We start from the raw sequence: 20,433 nt of genomic DNA on the forward strand, positions 1-20,433 counted from the left end.
TGAGGTTATAATACGACAATCGCTTGACTTCCCATTTGTTCCCAAGCTAGAATAAATGTCTCTCGATCTAGTTGTTGATTTTTTTCTCCATAAGGATTATTTATATAAATAGATTCATTATCATAGCCTGTTATGACAACACTATGCATTTTATATGTGATAGTAACTTCTCCTTGTGGTGTTTCCCACGTCTCAAATTCGTCAACAGGAGAAAAAGTAGAGGTGGTAATAATCCATACAGGATGACCTTGAGCTACTTGTTTTAATAAATCATCAAATGGTTGATTTGTTAAGTCAATGACTTGATCGGAATAATTTGTTGCCAGATCATAGATGGGACCATGATATACTCCGAGTCCTGGCCCGTCTTCCATATTACCAACAAATCCAATATTAGGATTGCCATATTCACCACTATTATATTGGAGCGGTGTTCGAACTACTTCTCCTGCTAATTGATTTTTGGTAATATCAAGACCATTATATTGTAAAATCATTGCTAGGCTTGTTACTTCACAACCATTGTATAATCTAGGACTGTCCATCTGGTTTAAAAATGGAACATCAAGTAGAATCTCTGTGATTTCATGCTCTTCTTCTACAACCTCCTCTGCAACAATAGTTCCTGCGGAAGCCATCTCTTCAGTAAAAGAAGTGCTAGATGTAGTTTGAGCAGCTACTGCTGTTGATTCCTTGTTTTTCGTAGATTCGGCCAGTTTATCATTCGTGAGGAACCTTGTTGCTGCAATTAAGGTGGTAGATAATATAAGTGCAGTGATTTTATAGCTCATGGAAACCTTCCTTCTTCATAAAGTAATAGATTTTATAATGATAGAATCAAAGTATGTACAAACTATTACGAGGTTAGGAAGAATTGAGGAAAGTTTAAGGAACAATTATAATGTGGTAAGAGGTGATTTATGAAGAAAACAAAGGGTTCAATTGAGGCAGAAATAAGTAAAGCGATTACTCAATGGGAAAAGGACTACCTAGGGAGAGGTTCAATATCTGTAAAGGCAGATATTCTAAGAGATATGATCATTGTATCTTTAAAAGGAATTCTAACTCCTGCTGAGTACTCAGTGTGTGAAACAAAAGACGGAATGCTATCTATAAAACGTACGCGAGCTGATTTAGTTGAGTCTGGTACAGGTGAATTAAAACAGCTAATTTCTAATATAACAGGTCAAAGTGTTCTTAATTTTTATACCGATATTAGTACCAGGACTGGAGAAAGAATGATGATCTTCCGGTTACGGGCTGATCTCGAAAAGGAGTTTATTTAAACAACAAGTATTTTATCATTGACGATTAATCGAAAACATCATATGATAATGATAAGAATATAATAAGTATTCCTTTAAAGGGGAGTAGCTTTTACAGCAAAGTCGTCATTTCAGAGGCACAGGCTCTCGGCTTTGTTGGCAACGATACTAGTTGTTAGCAAGACCTTTACCTATCAATGGTAAAGGTCTTTTTTGCGTCTCAAACCTTTACCGAAAAATAGAAACGTGGGAAGGGGGAGAGTGTATGAAACAATAAATGGTCATTTTATATTTTACCTATAGAGATATATACAGAATGTTTAAAGAATGCAGGGTGGAGAGTTCTCAATTGAAAGGGGAAACAAAAATTGGATCTTAGTTTATTATTAGAATATGGTTGGGTATTGTTAGTTCTTATTGCATTAGAGGGATTACTTGCAGCAGATAATGCCCTAGTATTAGCTATTATGGTAAAGCATTTACCTGAAGAAGAAAGAAAAAGGGCACTATTTTATGGTTTAGCAGGTGCATTTGTTTTTAGATTTGCTTCCTTATTTATTATTTCGTTCTTAGTGGATGTATGGCAAGTTCAGGCTATAGGTGCGATATATCTATTATTTATTGCCCTTAATCATATAGCGAGGAAACTTTTTAAGAAAAAACTTGAAGAGAAGTCAAGTCACATAGAAAAGAAAGAAAAGAATTCGGGTTTCTGGACAACGGTTATAAAAGTTGAGTTAGCAGATATAGCATTTGCAGTAGATTCAATTTTAGCAGCAGTTGCTTTAGCCGTAGCTTTACCAGATACTCCACTTCCTCCTATCGGTGGATTGGATGGAGGTAAGTTCTTGGTTATCTTCGCTGGTGGATTAATTGGGTTAATTATCATGCGTTTTGCGGCAAACTACTTTGTAACACTTCTTGCCAAACGCCCTGGATTAGAAATCGCGGCTTTTGCTATTGTAGGTTGGGTAGGGGTGAAACTTGCAGTATACACATTATCACACCCTTCATTATCCATACTTCCTAGCGCATTTGCAAAATCACCTGAGTGGAAATTTTCTTTCTATATAATATTAGTTCTGATTGCATTAGCTGGCTGGTTTTTCTCAAAAGAAGTGAAGGAAGTAGAAAATGCAGCTTAATTTAATGAGCGTTCATTAGAAAATTCTAATGAACGCTTTTTTCGACAAAAAATGATAAAAATCTATTGACGATAAAAAGGACGGGTGGTATTATAAAAATCTGCTTGTGAAACAACATAATTTAAAAGTTGATACACAAACTTTTTTAAAAAGTTGTTGACGAGATAAGTGGAAAATGTTATTCTAATATAGTTGCTTCCGAGCGACAAGATAAGAAATGAATTGATTTTTGTTCTTTGAAAACTAAACAAATCATACGTCAACAAAAATGATTAGTGTTGAAATACACACTAGCCAACGTTTTAACTTTAAGAGCTAATCTTACTCTTTATTGGAGAGTTTGATCCTGGCTCAGGACGAACGCTGGCGGCGTGCCTAATACATGCAAGTCGAGCGGATCTTTGGGAGCTTGCTCCCAAAGATTAGCGGCGGACGGGTGAGTAACACGTGGGCAACCTGCCTATGAGACTGGGATAACTCCGGGAAACCGGGGCTAATACCGGATAATTCTTTTCTACACATGTAGAAAAGCTGAAAGATGGTTTCGGCTATCACTCATAGATGGGCCCGCGGCGCATTAGCTAGTTGGTGAGGTAACGGCTCACCAAGGCGACGATGCGTAGCCGACCTGAGAGGGTGATCGGCCACACTGGGACTGAGACACGGCCCAGACTCCTACGGGAGGCAGCAGTAGGGAATCTTCCGCAATGGACGAAAGTCTGACGGAGCAACGCCGCGTGAGTGATGAAGGTTTTCGGATCGTAAAACTCTGTTGTTAGGGAAGAACAAGTACCGGAGTAACTGCCGGTACCTTGACGGTACCTAACCAGAAAGCCACGGCTAACTACGTGCCAGCAGCCGCGGTAATACGTAGGTGGCAAGCGTTGTCCGGAATTATTGGGCGTAAAGCGCGCGCAGGTGGTCTCTTAAGTCTGATGTGAAAGCCCCCGGCTCAACCGGGGAGGGTCATTGGAAACTGGGAGACTTGAGTGCAGGAGAGAAGAGTGGAATTCCACGTGTAGCGGTGAAATGCGTAGAGATGTGGAGGAACACCAGTGGCGAAGGCGACTCTTTGGCCTGTAACTGACACTGAGGCGCGAAAGCGTGGGGAGCAAACAGGATTAGATACCCTGGTAGTCCACGCCGTAAACGATGAGTGCTAAGTGTTAGAGGGTTTCCGCCCTTTAGTGCTGCAGCAAACGCATTAAGCACTCCGCCTGGGGAGTACGGCCGCAAGGCTGAAACTCAAAGGAATTGACGGGGGCCCGCACAAGCGGTGGAGCATGTGGTTTAATTCGAAGCAACGCGAAGAACCTTACCAGGTCTTGACATCCTTTTGCCTTCCCTAGAGATAGGGCGTTCCCCTTCGGGGGACAAAAGTGACAGGTGGTGCATGGTTGTCGTCAGCTCGTGTCGTGAGATGTTGGGTTAAGTCCCGCAACGAGCGCAACCCTTGATCTTAGTTGCCAGCATTCAGTTGGGCACTCTAAGGTGACTGCCGGTGACAAACCGGAGGAAGGTGGGGATGACGTCAAATCATCATGCCCCTTATGACCTGGGCTACACACGTGCTACAATGGGTGGTACAAAGGGCAGCAAAACCGCGAGGTCGAGCCAATCCCATAAAACCACTCTCAGTTCGGATTGTAGGCTGCAACTCGCCTACATGAAGCTGGAATCGCTAGTAATCGCGGATCAGCATGCCGCGGTGAATACGTTCCCGGGCCTTGTACACACCGCCCGTCACACCACGAGAGTTTGTAACACCCGAAGTCGGTGGGGTAACCGTAAGGAGCCAGCCGCCTAAGGTGGGACAGATGATTGGGGTGAAGTCGTAACAAGGTAGCCGTATCGGAAGGTGCGGCTGGATCACCTCCTTTCTAAGGAAAATTGAGGCTTATGACCTTCGGTCAAAGCTAACAACCGTTGATGATATGATTTGTTTAGTTTTGAGAGAGCAATCTCTCTATGATAATCGTTCTTTGAAAACTAGATAATGATAAATGAAGAAAACCAAGAAATACCGAGTAATCGCCATTTTAGTTTTCTCTCTATATTATATAGAGAAACTTTTTAACTGTAGGTTAAGTTAGAAAGGGCGCACGGTGGATGCCTTGGCACTAGGAGCCGATGAAGGACGGTACTAACACCGATATGCTTCGGGGAGCTGTAAGTAAGCTTTGATCCGGAGATTTCCGAATGGGGAAACCCTCTATCCGTAATGGGATAGAATCTTTACCTGAATACATAGGGTAATGAAGGCAGACCCGGGGAACTGAAACATCTAAGTACCCGGAGGAAGAGAAAGCAAACGCGATTCCCTGAGTAGCGGCGAGCGAAACGGGATTAGCCCAAACCAAGAGGCTTGCCTCTTGGGGTTGTAGGACACTCTATACGGAGTTACAAAGGAATGAAGTAGACGAATCGATCTGGAAAGGTCAGTCATAGAAGGTAACAACCCTGTAGTTGAAACTTCGTTCCCTCCCTGAGTGAATCCTGAGTACGGCGGAACACGTGAAATTCCGTCGGAAGCAGGGAGGACCATCTCCCAAGGCTAAATACTACCTAGTGACCGATAGTGAACCAGTACCGTGAGGGAAAGGTGAAAAGCACCCCGGAAGGGGAGTGAAAGAGATCCTGAAACCGTGTGCCTACAAGTAGTTAGAGCCCTGTGTATTTTTCCTTTGGATAAATACCGGGTGATAGCGTGCCTTTTGTAGAATGAACCGGCGAGTTACGATTACATGCGAGGTTAAGTTGATAAGACGGAGCCGTAGCGAAAGCGAGTCTGAATAGGGCGCTTTAGTATGTGGTCGTAGACCCGAAACCAGGTGATCTACCCATGTCCAGGGTGAAGTCCAGGTAACACTGGATGGAGGCCCGAACCCACGCACGTTGAAAAGTGCGGGGATGAGGTGTGGGTAGCGGAGAAATTCCAATCGAACTTGGAGATAGCTGGTTCTCTCCGAAATAGCTTTAGGGCTAGCCTCATGTAGTAAGAGTCTTGGAGGTAGAGCACTGTTTGGACTAGGGGCCCTCATCGGGTTACCGAATTCAGACAAACTCCGAATGCCAAAGACTTATCCATGGGAGTCAGACTGCGAGTGATAAGATCCGTAGTCGAAAGGGAAACAGCCCAGACCACCAGCTAAGGTCCCAAAGTATACGTTAAGTGGCAAAGGATGTGGAGTTGCTTAGACAACCAGGATGTTGGCTTAGAAGCAGCCACCATTTAAAGAGTGCGTAATAGCTCACTGGTCGAGTGACTCCGCGCCGAAAATGTAACGGGGCTAAACGTATCACCGAAGCTGTGGATTGGCGTCACACGATGTCAGTGGTAGGAGAGCGTTCTAAGGGCGTTGAAGCTAGACCGGAAGGACTGGTGGAGCGCTTAGAAGTGAGAATGCCGGTATGAGTAGCGAAAGATGGGTGAGAATCCCATCCACCGAATGCCTAAGGTTTCCTGAGGAAGGCTCGTCCGCTCAGGGTTAGTCGGGACCTAAGCCGAGGCCGAAAGGCGTAGGCGATGGACAACAGGTTGATATTCCTGTACCACCAAATTACCGTTTGAGTGATGGGGGGACGCAGGAGGATAGGGTAAGCGCGCTGTTGGATATGCGCGTCCAAGCAGTTAGGCTGATCACGAGGCAAATCCCGTGATCAAAAGGCTGAGCTGTGATGGCGAGGGAAATATAGTACCGAAGTTCCTGATTCCACACTGCCAAGAAAAGCCTCTAGCGAGGTAACAGGTGCCCGTACCGCAAACCGACACAGGTAGGCGAGGAGAGAATCCTAAGGTGAGCGAGAGAACTCTCGTTAAGGAACTCGGCAAAATGACCCCGTAACTTCGGGAGAAGGGGTGCTCTTCAGGGTGAATAGCCCAGAAGAGCCGCAGTGAATAGGCCCAGGCGACTGTTTAGCAAAAACACAGGTCTCTGCGAAGCCGCAAGGCGAAGTATAGGGGCTGACGCCTGCCCGGTGCTGGAAGGTTAAGAGGAGGGGTTAGCCTTAAAAGCGAAGCTCTGAATCGAAGCCCCAGTAAACGGCGGCCGTAACTATAACGGTCCTAAGGTAGCGAAATTCCTTGTCGGGTAAGTTCCGACCCGCACGAAAGGCGTAACGATCTGGGCACTGTCTCAACGAGAGACTCGGTGAAATTATAGTACCTGTGAAGATGCAGGTTACCCGCGACAGGACGGAAAGACCCCGTGGAGCTTTACTGTAGCCTGATATTGAATTTTGGTACAGCTTGTACAGGATAGGTAGGAGCCTGAGAAGCCGGAGCGCTAGCTTCGGTGGAGGCGTCGGTGGGATACTACTCTGGCTGTATTGAAATTCTAACCCTCACCCCTAAATCGGGGTGGGAGACAGTGTCAGGTGGGCAGTTTGACTGGGGCGGTCGCCTCCTAAAAAGTAACGGAGGCGCCCAAAGGTTCCCTCAGAATGGTTGGAAATCATTCGTAGAGTGTAAAGGCACAAGGGAGCTTGACTGCGAGACCTACAAGTCGAGCAGGGACGAAAGTCGGGCTTAGTGATCCGGTGGTTCCGCATGGAAGGGCCATCGCTCAACGGATAAAAGCTACCCCGGGGATAACAGGCTTATCTCCCCCAAGAGTCCACATCGACGGGGAGGTTTGGCACCTCGATGTCGGCTCATCGCATCCTGGGGCTGTAGTCGGTCCCAAGGGTTGGGCTGTTCGCCCATTAAAGCGGTACGCGAGCTGGGTTCAGAACGTCGTGAGACAGTTCGGTCCCTATCCGTCGTGGGCGTAGGAAATTTGAGAGGAGCTGTCCTTAGTACGAGAGGACCGGGATGGACGCACCGCTGGTGTACCAGTTGTCTTGCCAAAGGCATCGCTGGGTAGCTATGTGCGGAAGGGATAAGTGCTGAAAGCATCTAAGCATGAAGCCCCCCTCAAGATGAGATTTCCCATAGCGCAAGCTAGTAAAACCCCTGAAAGATGATCAGGTTGATAGGTCAGAGGTGGAAGCGCGGTGACGTGTGGAGCTGACTGATACTAATCGGTTGAGGACTTAATCTAAGATGCGGAAACGGCTTGGTCAGGGACGACAGGCATAAGATGAAGACTGAAAGAGGTCCTGACCTCTGGAAGGCTTTGGCTTATGACCCCGAGTCCCTAGCCGTTGGAGCTCGATTCCGCTTGGTGAACCCTCTGTATTTCTCCTTCTTCATTCATTATCTAGTTTTGAAGGAATGATTTTCTTCAATCATATAATCTAGTGGCGATAGCGAAAAGGTCACACCCGTTCCCATACCGAACACGGAAGTTAAGCTTTTCAGCGCCGATGGTAGTTGAGGGTTTCCCTCTGTCAGAGTAGGACGTCGCTAGGTTTAAAAATGGCCCCTTGGTCAAGCGGTTAAGACACCGCCCTTTCACGGCGGTAACACGGGTTCGAATCCCGTAGGGGTCACCAAGTTTTTTTACGAAGTGAAAATAACCAAGTTTTTTTACGAAGTGAAAATAACCAAGTTTTTTTACGAAGTGAAAATAACCAAGTTTTTTTACGAAGTGAAAATAACATTCCATTTCGGAGGATTAGCTCAGCTGGGAGAGCACCTGCCTTACAAGCAGGGGGTCGGCGGTTCGATCCCGTCATCCTCCATTAAGAATTTTTTCACGAAGTGAAAAATATTCATCCTTATATCACAAAGTGAAAATAACTTTCCATTATAATTTCTTCTATGCCGGCGTAGCTCAATTGGTAGAGCAACTGACTTGTAATCAGTAGGTTGGGGGTTCAAGTCCTCTCACCGGCACCACTTATACCGAGCCATTAGCTCAGTCGGTAGAGCATCTGACTTTTAATCAGAGGGTCGAAGGTTCGAGTCCTTCATGGCTCACCAAAGTTTTTTACTATAACTTTTTTTCACTATGCGGGTGTGGCGGAATTGGCAGACGCACTAGACTTAGGATCTAGCGCCGCAAGGCGTGGGGGTTCGACTCCCTTCACCCGCACCAATGTTTCTTTTATAGCCTATAAATTTTCCATATGCGGAAGTAGTTCAGTGGTAGAATACAACCTTGCCAAGGTTGGGGTCGCGGGTTCGAATCCCGTCTTCCGCTCCAAGAACTTCTTTTGCCGGGGTGGCGGAACTGGCAGACGCACAGGACTTAAAATCCTGCGGTAGGTGACTACCGTACCGGTTCGATTCCGGTCCTCGGCACCAATGCTTTTTACGAAGTAAAATAGCTTTCGTTAATACGAAGTAAAATATCCAACGATAAATTGCAAAGCAAAATAGGATTCAATAGATTATGAAGTAAATTTCTTATATGCGCCCGTAGCTCAATTGGATAGAGCGTCTGACTACGGATCAGAAGGTTATGGGTTCGACTCCTTTCGGGCGCGCCATTTCTATTAATATTTGTTTGGGGCCTTAGCTCAGCTGGGAGAGCGCCTGCCTTGCACGCAGGAGGTCAGCGGTTCGATCCCGCTAGGCTCCACTTAGATTTTTTCACGGAACGAAAGTGCAGTGAAAATAATCTTCATTAATTCACGGAACGAAAGTGCAGTGAATAAAATCTTCATTAAATTAACTTTGGCGGTGTAGCTCAGCTGGCTAGAGCGTACGGTTCATACCCGTGAGGTCGGGGGTTCGATCCCCTCCGCCGCTACCATAATAACTTATACTTTTGGAGGTATACCCAAGTCTGGCTGAAGGGATCGGTCTTGAAAACCGACAGGCGGGTCAAACCGCGCGGGGGTTCGAATCCCTCTACCTCCTCCATCTTTAAATAATATTTATTTTTCAAGTAAGACACTTGAAAAAAACTCTGGTCCCGTGGTGTAGCGGTTAACATGCCTGCCTGTCACGCAGGAGATCGCCGGTTCGATCCCGGTCGGGACCGCCATCTATACATAATTGAATAGTATTATGGCTCAGTAGCTCAGTCGGTAGAGCACGATGAATAAGCTACAAAGAAAAAACATCCAGCGTACCGATTGAAGATCGGGACGAAGGACGAAATAAGATTTTATCTAGGGTAATTATTAATAATCATGGCTCAGTAGCTCAGTCGGTAGAGCACGATGAGTAAGCTTCAAGGAATTAACATCCAGCGTACCGATTGAAAATCGGGACGAAGGACGAAATAAGATTTTATCTAGGGTAATTATTAATAATCATGGCTCAGTAGCTCAGTCGGTAGAGCAAAGGACTGAAAATCCTTGTGTCGGCGGTTCGATTCCGTCCTGAGCCATCTTTTTTTGAAGGGGTATAGTTTAAAGGTAGAACGAAGGTCTCCAAAACCTTTGGTGTGGGTTCAATTCCTACTACCCCTGTCAAATCACATGGCGGTTGTGGCGAAGTGGTTAACGCATCGGATTGTGGTTCCGACATTCGTGGGTTCGATTCCCATCAGTCGCCCCAATATTTACAATTTCTTCTTTGGGCTATAGCCAAGCGGTAAGGCAACGGACTTTGACTCCGTCATGCGTTGGTTCGAATCCAGCTAGCCCAGTACGAAAAGCGGAGCCGACTGTTTTGGTCCGACAAGCGCTGGAGGGGCACCTGCGGAAGTCATAAGACTTCAAAGGGGCACCGAAGCGACCTCGAGGACCAAGGAGGCGCAGCTGGACAATATAATATGCGGGTGTAGTTTAATGGTAAAACCTCAGCCTTCCAAGCTGATGTCGTGAGTTCGATTCTCATCACCCGCTCCATAAATACATATAACCTTGTTTCCAACACTAGAGTTGTTTCCAATGAAGCAGTCCTAGTGTTTTTTATTTTTTTAGATGTTATTCTCATAAAGAAAGGATAGATGCATAGCATCTATCCTTTTACCAATCTTGTGTATTTTCAAGTAAATGATCAATTTCAATTGTTGTGATGAATGAGAATCCCTCATCTTCAGTAAGGTCTCGAGTGGATTCTAACAATTCATCGATATCAGCTTTAATTAATCGCATAGTTATTTTCTCCTCTCGTGTATGTACGTTATTAAACATACCCTATTTCCTGGTCTACTAAACTTTTCGATGCGACGTTCTTCTTTATGGGGGTAAGAATAAAGAAATTATTAATTTGTTTCCCTTATCATGTTATGAATAAAATATGACCAAACTATTACTTAGCTATTAACAAATTAGGAAGAATCTCATTTTTAGTTGAAAAAAAGTTATAAATACATTTAAATAAGGTCGAGAGATGTAGGGGGAGTTGAAATAAATGAACGTTTTAGTAATAGAAGATAATGAGAGTGTATGCTCAATGATTGATATGTTTTTTTCTAAAGAGGGAATTAAAGGAACATATATCCATGATGGTTTAGAAGGCCTTAACACATTTAAATCAGGTGAATGGGACTTGGTTATTATTGACTGGATGCTTCCGAGTATGGATGGTGTTATGATATGCCGAAAAATCCGAGAAGAGGGCTATTCGGTTCCTATCATTATGTTAACAGCAAAGGATACAGAATCAGACCAAGTGCTCGGGCTTGAAATGGGAGCGGATGATTATGTAACGAAACCTTTCAGTCCACTTGCTTTAATGGCAAGAATTAAGGCCATTAGTCGTCGGATGCAAAGTAATGATCTAGTAAAAGTCGATAAAGGGATGCTACAAACAAAACATTTTAAAATCAGTAAAGATACAAGAGAAGTATTTTTAGATGATCAGCAAGTGTTAAATTTAACACCAAAGGAATTCGAACTTCTTTACTACTTCGCACAGCATCCAAAGCAGGTCTTTACAAGGGAACAGCTTCTAGAAAGAGTTTGGGGCTACCAATTTTATGGCGATGAGCGAACAGTAGATGTTCATATTAAAAGATTAAGAAAAAAGATAGGAACCGATTCACAGCCATTCTTCCATACGGTTTGGGGGGTAGGCTACAAGTTCGATGAAGTGGTGCAGGGAAATGAAAATTAAATATTTGTACCAACAGCTTATAAGTCACATAAGTGTGCTAGTAGTTGCTTTTTTAATATTAAGCTTAGTGTTCTCTCATTACGTAGAGGGGCTGGTGTATAAAAATAAGGTGGATGAACTTGAATCATACGGTGAAAATATCTTGCGTGACATTACAGAGGGGAATCTTTCCTCCGACCGAATTGTAAATGAATATATGACCGTATTAGGTGGACGGAATATTAGCTTCTCTATCTTTGATGAGAAAGGATCAGTTATATTTCCTGCCGATAAGCACGGGGGAGATTTAAGGTTAGTGGATGAAGTACTTGAACAAATTTCGAGCGGAGAGACTCTAATTGTTAAAAATAGGACGAAACGCTCGAATCAGGAAGTAACGCTTGTTGCTATTCCTTATATAGTAAATGGACAATTAGCAGGAGGAATCTTGCTTACTGCACCAATTAGCGGTTCAAGGGAAATGATCAGTCAAATTAACCAATATTTATTTTATACCGTTCTCATAGCTTTAGTGGTTGCTGTTTTACTAAGCTTAATTTTATCAAGAATACATGTTCATCGAATTAAACGAATTCAAGCGGCAACATCTTCCGTTGCTGCAGGAAATTACACAGTAAAGCTACCTTCTTCAACATTTGACGAAATTGGGGAACTTGCCGAGGACTTTAATTCAATGGTGATGCGATTAAATACCTCGAAGGAAGAAATTGAAAGCTTGGAAAACCGCCGTCGTAATTTTATGTCAGATGTATCACATGAACTTCGAACACCGCTTACAACGATCAGCGGAGTAATTGAAGGGCTAAAAAATAATATGATTGCAGAAGAAGAAAAAGAGAAAGGAATTCAATTAGTAAGCAAAGAGACCAAGCGCCTTATTCGCCTGGTCAATGAAAATCTAGATTATGATAAAATCCGATCAAATCAGATCAAGCTTACTAAAGAAGAGATTCCATTGGATGAGTTATTTGAAATTATTCAGGAACAATTATCTCTGCAAGCGGAAGAAAAAGGGAACTCTATCCAAATAGAGGTAGAAGAGGGTACATCCATTTTTGCGGATTATGACCGTCTTGTACAAATTCTCATAAATATCACCAAAAATAGCATTCAATTTACTTCAAATGGAAGTATCTATTTGCGAGGGAAGAATGGAATAAGGGAAACGATCATTGAAATTCAAGATACAGGAATTGGAATTGATCCGATGGAGATTGAAAAAATATGGCATCGTTTTTATAAAGCTGAAATCTCGCGTACATCAAATCCATTTGGTGAGTTCGGGTTAGGCTTGTCCATTGTCAAACAGCTCGTACAGCTTCACAATGGAAAAATTGAAGTTACAAGTGAAAAAGGAAAAGGAACAATATTTACGATTCGTTTTCCTGCTGAATGATCCTAGCAAGAAATAAGCCGCATGAGCGGCTTATTTTTTTTGGCTAAATAATCAAAATCTTTCCCTATTATTTCTAACTCTATTAAAGGTTTGTTAATTATTTGTTCATAAATGGGGTCTATGATGTAAATATGAAGCAAGACATAAAGGAGGAGCTTAGAATGAGTGATTTTAATCAATATCCATCACAATTAGAAACTTCGCAAGAATATCATACAGAACCTGTTAAGAAGAAAAAGAAAGGAAGGAAGGTACAAAGCTTGTTATCAATGGTAACCGCTGGGGTTGTTGGCTCTATGCTTACCATTGTAGCGATTCCTAATATTGACACTTTACAAAACCTCTCTGAAAAGATCAGTGGAGTGACTGGAGAGCAAAATTCCGCTATTTCTAGCTCAAATGAAAATAATGAGGCAGCAGCTGTAGTGACAACAGCTGCAACTACTACTAAAGATTCTAATGATATTGCGGTTGCAGATATGGTTGAGGCATCCTCAAAAGCGATTGTAGGGATTGTCAACTTACAAGAGCAAACTAGTCGTTATTCTACTGACACATCAGCTGTTGAGGCTGGATCAGGATCAGGTGTCATTTTTAAAGTAACAGGTAATGAGGCTTATATTGTTACAAACAATCATGTAATCGAAGGGGCAAGTGAAATTGAGGTTTCACTCTATAACGGAGAGAAAGCTAGTGCACAACTTATTGGAGCAGATGCTCTAACTGATTTAGCTGTATTAAAAATTGATTCCAAAGATGTTGAAGGCACACTTGATTTCGGAGATTCATCCACATTGCGTGCTGGAGAAGAGGTACTTGCCATTGGAAATCCACTCGGTCTTGAATTTTCACGTACGGTAACTCAAGGGATTGTAAGTGCAACGGATCGGACGATTGATGTTACGACTTCTGCAGGAGAATGGGAGCTGAATGTTATCCAGACGGATGCAGCCATTAATCCTGGAAATAGTGGTGGTGCTTTACTAAATTCAAGTGGGCAGGTGATCGGAATTAACTCACTTAAGATCTCAGAGGATGGAGTTGAGGGATTAGGATTCGCGATTCCAAGTAATGACGTCGTACCAATCGTAAATCAACTCATTGAATCAGGACAAATTTCACGTCCATATATGGGTGTTAGCTTAGCAGGCCTAGAGGAACTTCCGCAAATGTATCTTCAGGAAGTGCCAGAAACAGTAACAGAAGGTGCTATGGTGATGCAAATCGATTCTAGCTCAGCTGCTGCAAAAGCGGGTCTAGCAGTAGGTGATGTTATCGTTACTATCGATGATGTGAAGGTAACCAATTCAAATGATTTACGTAAATATTTATACAATGACTTATCTGTGGGAGATGAAATAACTTTAAAGGTCTATAGCAAAGGACAAGAAAAAACGGTCACGATGACTTTAACAGGTCAGCAAGCGACAAGTTAATCAAATCTATGGAGGAATTAGATATGAACGATAAAAACAAGATATTAAAGAAACTGCGTATGCAATCTTACTTGAAGGGAGGTGAATTCATTTGAACAAGGCGGTAAAATGGACGATGATTGTAGCGCCGATCGTCGTTCTAGCGATTGTTATAGTTAGTATGTTTAGTATACCTACCATGACTGTTCAAGCTCAGGGATTTCATGGAATGAAAGGTGGAGGCGTTCATGGTTTTCATGAAAGAGGTATGATGGTGAGCCACTCCTACTTCGTAGTACCATTCTTACTGGGTGTATTGGCAAAGGCGGGCTTAGTGATAGCTGGTTGGATGCTGTGGGTCCGTGGAAAGAGCAATGGAATGAAGCTGATTGGTGGAATCTTACTTGCACTAGGAATACTAGCTTTATTACCTACTATTCTAGCCATTCCACTTCTAATATTATTAGGGTACTTACTTTATAAGGGTGCAGTAAAGAAAGACACAAATGTTCAGGAATTAATGACGGGAGAAGAGCTAGTGGTACCGTCCTATACAAATAGAGATTACCTTGATGAGTGGGAAAACAAAGTACGTAGGGAGGAAAAGTAAAAATGGGGATTTTCAAACGAATAAAAGATATCGCAACAGCAGATTTTAATGACGCATTGGATAAATTAGAGGATCCAATTAGTATGCTCAAGCAATATTTAAGGGAGCTTGAGGGAGAGATAGGAAAGGCACAAAAGGCTCTCGCTCAGCAGCTGTATATTGAAAAGAAGTTTGAAGCAGTCATCGAATCAACGATAGATAGAGTCCAAAAAAGAGCAAGGCAAGCAGAGTTAGCCGTTGAAAGAGGCGAAGATCAGATTGCTAGACTAGCGATAGAGGACAAGCTTCAGCAAGAGAAAAAATTAAGATTGTATGAAGGACAGTACCATACCATTAAAAATCAAACGAATTTATTGTACGACGAACTCGATAAACTTAAAGAAAAATACGACGAATTACAGGATCGAAAACTTCTGCTCGTTTCTAGAATGACAGCGGCAAAGGTATCAAACGATATCTCTCAAGTCCTTGCTTCCATTAATCCGGACCGAGCCGTCAAGGGGTTCATAAGAGTAGAGGAAGAGATACTAAAACTTGAAGCAAAGTCACAAGCAAATCAATATTTCACAAAAGCGAATGCGGGAAGAATTGAGAGTGTTCTTGAAACATATTCACATGAAGATGTAGAGAAGGAATTGGAAAAGCTAAAATCTTCAAGACTAGAAACGGTATAATATGGGAGACGGAGACGAGTGAATCGTCTCTTTTTCTTTTTCATATCTCTTTCATTGCTTATTAATAGTTTTGTCACATTTACAGGTTAGTATAGAGGAAGAGAAAACAAAGGAGAGGACAATCACATTATGAAGGAAAAATTACTTAGGAAGAAATTAGTCATAACAATAGTAACAGCACTAATTGGACTAGCTATTATCGCTGGTATTCTCTTATCAACAAAAGACAGTGTAATAGCAAAAGTAGGAGATGCGTCCATTTCAGAAGATGAACTACAACAGACATTGTTAGATCAGTATGGAGCAGATGCACTTGATGTGTTAATTACAAACAAATTAATAGAGCTTGAAGCGGATAAACAAAAGCTTACGGTTTCTGATGAAGAAGTTGACGAGGAACTTGCTACATTGGCTGAATCATATGGCGGTGAAACTGCTCTTGAAGAGGCAGTTGTAGCAAGTGGATCAACAATGGACGATGTACGAGACGATATTATCAGTTATATTAAAACAGAAAAATTGCTTGAGCCAAGAATTGAAATTACAGATGAAGAGTTACAAACGTATTTTGATGAAAATAAAGATACTTTTGCTACAGCTGAACAAGTACAAGCAAGCCATATTTTAGTAGCTGACGAAGCAACTGCTAACGAAGTCAAGAGTAAGCTAGATGCTGGGGAAGACTTTAGTGAATTGGCAAAAGAATATTCTACAGATACAACTACAGCAGAATCTGGTGGGGATTTAGGTTACTTTAGTAGTGGTGATATGGTAGCGGAGTTTGAAGAGGTTGCATTTGCACTCGGTGTGGATGAGATTAGTGCTCCTGTAAAAACCGACTATGGTTACCATATCATTAAAGTGGTTGATCATCAGGAAGCGAAGGAAGCAAATTTCGAAGATAGTAAGGAAGAGATCTCAGACACTTTAATGAATGATAAGATGTCTACAGAATATACTGTATGGTTAGAAGAGCTTAAAGAAGAGTATGAAATTACTAACTATCTAGAAGCATAAAAGAACCCTCGATTGAGAAATCAATCGAGGGTTCTTCATATTAGAAACTAACTGATTGCTTAGAAATCATTTCTTCTGATGTGTTTGGGACAGCTGGAAGTGGGGTATCAATTAAAGAATGCTTTGTGACATTCTTTGAAACCTCTACATATTTCATATGATGTTCTTCCATTTCAATAATTTTGAAGGTGTAGTTTTCAAGTGTTATTTCGTCGCCTTCTCTTGCCTCATAATTCTCAGTTAAGATCCAACCACCAATTGTATCCACATCTTCATCATCAATATTTAATCCTAATAGATCATTTACTTCGCTTACAAGCATTTTTGCATCAATAATATAGTGATCTTCCTGAAGCTTTCGTATCATTGGAATTTCATCCATATCAAACTCATCACGAATTTCACCAACAATTTCTTCTATTATGTCTTCCACGGTAACGAGACCAGAAGTACCGCCATATTCATCCATAAGAATGGCCAAATGGATCCGTTCCTTTTGCATTTTAACTAACAAGTCATGAATAGGAACCGTATCTATAACGCGGATAATAGGTCTTGTATAAATTTCAAGTGTCTTCGTTAAGAGTGTTCGGTTTTGGATCAGCTCTGTCATGATTTCTTTTATATTTACCATTCCTATAATATGGTCCTTGTCACCATCTATGATAGGGTAACGAGTAAACTTTTCTTCATTAACAACTTGAAGAAATTCCTCTAACGTATTGTCCTTTGATAGGGTAATGATTTCACGTCTAGGAACCATAATTTCCTTGGCAATTCGGTTATCGAATTCAAATATTTTGTTTACATATTTAAACTCTGATTGGTTTATCTCACCACTTTTATAGCTCTCAGAAAGTATTAATCGCAGCTCTTCTTCAGAATGTGCTAAGTCATTTATGGAAGCAGGTTTTAGCCCAAATATTTTTGTTAATATTTTCGTTGTACCATTCAGTACAAATATAAAAGGGAACATTAGCCGGTAAAACCAGATCAGTGGACGCGCAGTAAATAGCGTCATTTTCTCTGCTTTTTGCAGTGCCATCGTTTTTGGAGCTATTTTTCCAAATAGCACATGAAGGAATGTAATTGCTAAGAACCCTATTCCGAAAGAAAGGAAAGATACGATTGCCTCTGTTCCGTTCATTTGCTGGAAAATAGGTCGCAATACGATTTCAATCGGTTCAATGGCTAACCAACCTAGACCTAGTGTTGTCATTGTGATACCAAGTTGGCAAGCAGACAAATAATTGTCTAGATTAGCATTAACCCTTTTGGCAGAAATAGCACCTCTTTTTCCTTCCTCAATGAGTTGGTCGAGTCGTGAGTCTCGTACCTTTACAATAGCATATTCCGAAACCACAAAAAATGCCGTCAAAGCAATTAAAATGGCTATTAAAACCAAGTTTAATATGTCCAATAAGTTTCCTTATCTCGCTTTATAAACGAGTAAGGAGTCACCTCCCAGTTAATTCGAAAATTTTACTAACCTTTGAAACTCGGGTAAAAACTTCATCAGCCATTCGCTCTCCACTGTTAACTCTTCTGAGAGCACTTTCGTTTGCTGACCATCTAGATTTTCAATTAATGGGATGAGTACAGAAATATCGTGCTGTAGCTGCTTCATTTGTTGACCAATGGAGTGAATATGCTTTTCCATTTCTACCTGTTTCACTTCTTTTTGCTTTTTCATTTCTAGTTTTCTCTTAATCTCTTCTAAAGGGATGTGCATTTCTTTACATGCTTCAATGAATTGTAGTGCTTCTAGAGCTTCATCATTGTAAAGTCTGTAATTCCCCTTTGAACGATCAGCGTGCAGTAACCCTAAGTTTGTGTAATAGTCAATCGTTCTTCTTGAAACTTTTGCAATTGAAGCTAGCTCTCCAATTCGGTAAAATGCCCCATTGTACCACCTCTGCTTATGAATTCTTCAATATTAAATAATTATAATTATACGAAAGGAAAAACTGTACAGTCAAACGTTACGGTTAGATAAAAATTGGTATTATCCATATTTTATGATGAATTTAGTGTAATATGAAGGTATAAAGATGAATTGTTAGAAAAATGAAAAAAAACCTCTTTACTCAGAGGCTTTGGTATGTGATGGTATAGGCATGGTCATTCTAAAAATGGTTTTTTCTTTACTTGATTCACATATTAGACGACCTTTATGTTTTTCAATGATTTCTCTACATACGAAAAGTCCAAGGCCAGTTCCGAGTGTTTTAGTAGTAACAAATGGCTCGAAAATGGATTTTAACATTTGGTCTGGAATCATCGGTCCGTTATTTGAGATTTCAATAACAACATGCTTATTGTGTGAAAGAGAACTAATGATCTCGATTGTTGGGTCTTCACGGTATTGTGTTAACACATCAATTGCATTAAATATAATATTGATTAGAACCTGTCTAATTTCATCCACATATCCGAATAAATGAACATGGTCAAAAGTTTCTCTGATAACCTTTACTTTTGAGTCGAGTATGCTTGGATATAAGAATATGAGTACTTCATCAATAAGTTCATTTAATGAAAATGAACTTTTTTCTTTACCAATGAGTTCTTTCTTCGAGAGAAGTAAGAATTGAGAAATACGGAAGTTTAACTGTTCTAATTCACTTGAAATAATATCTAAGTATTTAATTGATGGGTCTTCGGCTTTTAATAATTGAATAAAACCTTGAACCGAAGTTAAGGGGTTTCTGAATTCATGAATAAAACTTGAGGTCATTTGTCCAAGTAGTGTTAACCTATCCTTATGTGTAGAATCGATAAATTGCGTCTTTTCTTCAATTATTTTATTTTTCTCTTCTGTAAAGTAAGAAACAGAGTACAGCAGAAACTTATCGAAGAATGAATCAATGATCTTTATGGATTCTTGAATTTCTTCTTTAGTAAAATCACTTTCAAGTAAATGGTGATAGATAATCGACCGGCCGATGTTGACATTATAAACAAATGTCCCAATGTTGATAGAATCATTTACTCGTTGTTCAGCCATTTTTAACGAAAATTCCTCAATAAACATTTCAAAACCAAGACCTTCTCTATCAAGTCCATCTAGAATCATTTGAAATAAAGAAAGATCATTTGTATTAACTTCAATTTTATATGGATCTTCTGTTGAGATCAGGATTTCTTTTTCCCATAAAGAGATTAATAAATTCTTTGATTTGGAGAGATAATCAATTAATTTCTCCCTGGTTGCTTGCAGCATGGATTGTCACTCACCCTTATATTCTTTCTCTCTCTTTATTTAGTTAATATGGATATATTCGCGGATTTTAGGTGGAATCCTCTTTCGAAAAAGGAGAAAGAGAGAAATCATACGTAAGTCTTATTAATTGTAAAAAATACCCAGATAAACGTAGTCATTAGGATAGCAGTATTTTTATGGAATATTTTCCATTATTGCTTTATAATAAAAAGAGGATGTGTAAAATTACACCAATTCATTTTAAAGGACTGAATGGATTTGACTAGAGACGAGATAATATCGAAGGTATCGGAGAAAATGAGATTAATCCGGACGGAAGCAGGTTACACACAGGATAAAATGGGTGAAGTCATCGGTCTTTCGAAAAAGACGCTCGTACAAATTGAAAAAGGTAGGATGGATGCAAACTGGCAGACTGTTGTTACCATATGTGCTCTATTTCGTGAAACAGAAACCATTCAGTATTTATTTGGGAGTGACCCATTAGAAGTGCTTGAGACTGTGGCGAGAGATGGGATTGATTACCGAAAAGAAAAAACATTGGGTGGTAAGCTATGGTGGCGTGAAATTGAAAGAAAAAAGGGGATTATTCTACAGCAGAATGTCTTAAGTCAACACTATCGCATTCTTGATGATGAGTACTTTCGAATTTTTAGCAGTTTCGAAGAACATGCATCCAGAGAACGTTTTGAAGAGCTTGTGAATGAAATAAAGGATTAAGAACAAAAGCTACCGGGTGTCCATTAAGGGATACATAGTAGCTTTTTTTCATGAGATTTTTGGAATGAA

14 protein-coding genes, 17 tRNA genes and 3 rRNA genes are annotated in these 20,433 nt (G+C 41.0%); 29 read left to right on the forward strand and 5 right to left on the reverse strand.

Annotated elements, in window-relative coordinates; all coding sequences use genetic code 11:
• Positions 1-5: 5 nt before the first annotated feature.
• Positions 6-791: a C39 family peptidase gene (locus MKX65_RS05610; RefSeq protein WP_160549719.1), complete on the reverse strand. Its 786-nt coding sequence runs from the start codon at positions 789-791 to the stop codon at positions 6-8.
• A 129-nt stretch (positions 792-920) separates the two neighbouring features.
• On the opposite strand from MKX65_RS05610, the gene MKX65_RS05615 reads away from it, so the two are divergent.
• The 22 genes from MKX65_RS05615 (at position 921) to MKX65_RS05720 (ending at position 10,096) form a co-directional block, all read left to right on the forward strand.
• Positions 921-1,286: a DUF2294 domain-containing protein gene (locus MKX65_RS05615; RefSeq protein WP_160549718.1), complete on the forward strand. Its 366-nt coding sequence runs from the start codon at positions 921-923 to the stop codon at positions 1,284-1,286.
• 347 nt (positions 1,287-1,633) lie between these two features.
• Positions 1,634-2,410: a TerC family protein gene (locus tag MKX65_RS05620; RefSeq protein WP_160549717.1), complete on the forward strand. Its 777-nt coding sequence runs from the start codon at positions 1,634-1,636 to the stop codon at positions 2,408-2,410.
• A gap of 328 nt (positions 2,411-2,738) precedes the next feature.
• Positions 2,739-4,290, forward strand: a 16S ribosomal RNA gene (locus MKX65_RS05625).
• A 202-nt stretch (positions 4,291-4,492) separates the two neighbouring features.
• Positions 4,493-7,452: ribosomal RNA gene (locus MKX65_RS05630) — 23S ribosomal RNA — on the forward strand.
• 195 nt (positions 7,453-7,647) lie between these two features.
• Positions 7,648-7,763 (forward strand): 5S ribosomal RNA (gene rrf, locus MKX65_RS05635).
• The 16S, 23S and 5S rRNA genes sit together here with 17 tRNA genes alongside, the layout of an rRNA operon.
• Before the next feature lie 8 nt (positions 7,764-7,771).
• Positions 7,772-7,846, forward strand: a tRNA-Glu gene (locus tag MKX65_RS05640).
• Positions 7,847-7,962: 116 nt separating this feature from the next.
• Positions 7,963-8,035 (forward strand) — tRNA-Val (locus MKX65_RS05645).
• A gap of 81 nt (positions 8,036-8,116) precedes the next feature.
• Positions 8,117-8,192, forward strand: a tRNA-Thr gene (locus tag MKX65_RS05650).
• A gap of 8 nt (positions 8,193-8,200) precedes the next feature.
• A tRNA-Lys gene (locus MKX65_RS05655) sits at positions 8,201-8,276 on the forward strand.
• Positions 8,277-8,306: 30 nt separating this feature from the next.
• Positions 8,307-8,391: transfer RNA gene (locus tag MKX65_RS05660), tRNA-Leu, on the forward strand.
• Between the two features lie 33 nt (positions 8,392-8,424).
• Positions 8,425-8,499, forward strand: a tRNA-Gly gene (locus tag MKX65_RS05665).
• Between the two features lie 12 nt (positions 8,500-8,511).
• Positions 8,512-8,600, forward strand: a tRNA-Leu gene (locus MKX65_RS05670).
• 108 nt (positions 8,601-8,708) lie between these two features.
• A tRNA-Arg gene (locus MKX65_RS05675) sits at positions 8,709-8,785 on the forward strand.
• 19 nt (positions 8,786-8,804) lie between these two features.
• Positions 8,805-8,877, forward strand: a tRNA-Ala gene (locus MKX65_RS05680).
• A gap of 97 nt (positions 8,878-8,974) precedes the next feature.
• Positions 8,975-9,051, forward strand: a tRNA-Met gene (locus MKX65_RS05685).
• 17 nt (positions 9,052-9,068) lie between these two features.
• Positions 9,069-9,161: transfer RNA gene (locus tag MKX65_RS05690), tRNA-Ser, on the forward strand.
• A gap of 48 nt (positions 9,162-9,209) precedes the next feature.
• Positions 9,210-9,285, forward strand: a tRNA-Asp gene (locus tag MKX65_RS05695).
• A gap of 275 nt (positions 9,286-9,560) precedes the next feature.
• Positions 9,561-9,633, forward strand: a tRNA-Phe gene (locus MKX65_RS05700).
• A gap of 11 nt (positions 9,634-9,644) precedes the next feature.
• Positions 9,645-9,715, forward strand: a tRNA-Trp gene (locus MKX65_RS05705).
• Positions 9,716-9,727: 12 nt separating this feature from the next.
• Positions 9,728-9,803, forward strand: a tRNA-His gene (locus MKX65_RS05710).
• Between the two features lie 19 nt (positions 9,804-9,822).
• Positions 9,823-9,894: transfer RNA gene (locus tag MKX65_RS05715), tRNA-Gln, on the forward strand.
• A 128-nt stretch (positions 9,895-10,022) separates the two neighbouring features.
• Positions 10,023-10,096, forward strand: a tRNA-Gly gene (locus MKX65_RS05720).
• A 120-nt stretch (positions 10,097-10,216) separates the two neighbouring features.
• Here the strand turns inward: MKX65_RS05720 and MKX65_RS05725 are convergent.
• Positions 10,217-10,345 (reverse strand): hypothetical protein, encoded by a 129-nt coding sequence (locus MKX65_RS05725; protein WP_276131190.1) that lies wholly within the window; start codon positions 10,343-10,345, stop codon positions 10,217-10,219.
• Positions 10,346-10,604: 259 nt separating this feature from the next.
• Between MKX65_RS05725 and MKX65_RS05730 the strand changes: the two genes are divergently transcribed.
• From MKX65_RS05730 to MKX65_RS05755, 6 genes are all read left to right on the forward strand, one after another.
• A complete protein-coding gene (locus tag MKX65_RS05730; protein ID WP_160548164.1) occupies positions 10,605-11,309 on the forward strand; it encodes a winged helix-turn-helix domain-containing protein in 705 nt (234 codons plus the stop codon).
• Positions 11,299-12,705, forward strand: coding sequence for a sensor histidine kinase (locus MKX65_RS05735; protein ID WP_340902749.1), 1,407 nt, complete (start codon positions 11,299-11,301; stop codon positions 12,703-12,705). Before MKX65_RS05730 ends, MKX65_RS05735 begins: the two co-directional genes overlap by 11 nt.
• Positions 12,706-12,866: 161 nt before the next feature.
• On the forward strand, positions 12,867-14,141 hold the full coding sequence (locus MKX65_RS05740) for a S1C family serine protease (RefSeq protein WP_340902750.1): 1,275 nt from the start codon (positions 12,867-12,869) through the stop codon (positions 14,139-14,141).
• Positions 14,142-14,232: 91 nt separating this feature from the next.
• Positions 14,233-14,730, forward strand: a complete 498-nt coding sequence (locus tag MKX65_RS05745) for a hypothetical protein (RefSeq protein WP_340902751.1) — start codon at positions 14,233-14,235, stop codon at positions 14,728-14,730.
• A gap of 2 nt (positions 14,731-14,732) precedes the next feature.
• Positions 14,733-15,404, forward strand: coding sequence for a PspA/IM30 family protein (locus MKX65_RS05750; protein WP_160548168.1), 672 nt, complete (start codon positions 14,733-14,735; stop codon positions 15,402-15,404).
• 129 nt (positions 15,405-15,533) lie between these two features.
• Positions 15,534-16,421 (forward strand): peptidylprolyl isomerase, encoded by an 888-nt coding sequence (locus MKX65_RS05755; protein WP_160548169.1) that lies wholly within the window; start codon positions 15,534-15,536, stop codon positions 16,419-16,421.
• Positions 16,422-16,461: 40 nt separating this feature from the next.
• Here MKX65_RS05755 and MKX65_RS05760 read toward each other — a convergent pair whose 3' ends face one another.
• The 3 genes from MKX65_RS05760 to MKX65_RS05775 all read right to left on the reverse strand — a co-directional run bounded on the left by MKX65_RS05760 (position 16,462) and on the right by MKX65_RS05775 (position 19,644).
• Positions 16,462-17,841, reverse strand: a complete 1,380-nt coding sequence (locus tag MKX65_RS05760) for a hemolysin family protein (RefSeq protein WP_340902752.1) — start codon at positions 17,839-17,841, stop codon at positions 16,462-16,464.
• Between the two features lie 48 nt (positions 17,842-17,889).
• Positions 17,890-18,348 carry a MerR family transcriptional regulator gene (locus MKX65_RS27065; protein ID WP_377057857.1) on the reverse strand — a complete coding sequence of 153 codons (459 nt, stop codon included), beginning with the start codon at positions 18,346-18,348 and terminating at the stop codon, positions 17,890-17,892.
• Positions 18,349-18,504: 156 nt separating this feature from the next.
• Positions 18,505-19,644: a histidine kinase N-terminal domain-containing protein gene (locus MKX65_RS05775; protein ID WP_340902754.1), complete on the reverse strand. Its 1,140-nt coding sequence runs from the start codon at positions 19,642-19,644 to the stop codon at positions 18,505-18,507.
• Positions 19,645-19,902: 258 nt separating this feature from the next.
• Between MKX65_RS05775 and MKX65_RS05780 the strand changes: the two genes are divergently transcribed.
• On the forward strand, positions 19,903-20,364 hold the full coding sequence (locus MKX65_RS05780) for a helix-turn-helix domain-containing protein (protein ID WP_160548208.1): 462 nt from the start codon (positions 19,903-19,905) through the stop codon (positions 20,362-20,364).
• Positions 20,365-20,433 lie beyond the last annotated feature (69 nt).

Origin of the sequence: Robertmurraya sp. FSL R5-0851, from assembly GCF_038002965.1 — a bacterium.
GTDB classification, from domain to species: Bacteria; Bacillota; Bacilli; order Bacillales; family Cytobacillaceae; genus Robertmurraya_A; species Robertmurraya_A beringensis.

Coding starts and splice junctions, on each gene's coding strand:
- MKX65_RS05775 (WP_340902754.1), bottom strand. CDS start 19,644: ATGCTGCAAGCAACCAGGGAGAAATTAATTGATTATCTCTCCAAATCA.
- MKX65_RS05610 (WP_160549719.1), bottom strand. CDS start 791: ATGAGCTATAAAATCACTGCACTTATATTATCTACCACCTTAATTGCA.
- MKX65_RS05730 (WP_160548164.1), top strand. CDS start 10,605: ATGAACGTTTTAGTAATAGAAGATAATGAGAGTGTATGCTCAATGATT.
- MKX65_RS05750 (WP_160548168.1), top strand. CDS start 14,733: ATGGGGATTTTCAAACGAATAAAAGATATCGCAACAGCAGATTTTAAT.
- MKX65_RS05755 (WP_160548169.1), top strand. CDS start 15,534: ATGAAGGAAAAATTACTTAGGAAGAAATTAGTCATAACAATAGTAACA.
- MKX65_RS05740 (WP_340902750.1), top strand. CDS start 12,867: ATGAGTGATTTTAATCAATATCCATCACAATTAGAAACTTCGCAAGAA.
- MKX65_RS05725 (WP_276131190.1), bottom strand. CDS start 10,345: ATGCGATTAATTAAAGCTGATATCGATGAATTGTTAGAATCCACTCGA.
- MKX65_RS05735 (WP_340902749.1), top strand. CDS start 11,299: ATGAAAATTAAATATTTGTACCAACAGCTTATAAGTCACATAAGTGTG.
- MKX65_RS05615 (WP_160549718.1), top strand. CDS start 921: ATGAAGAAAACAAAGGGTTCAATTGAGGCAGAAATAAGTAAAGCGATT.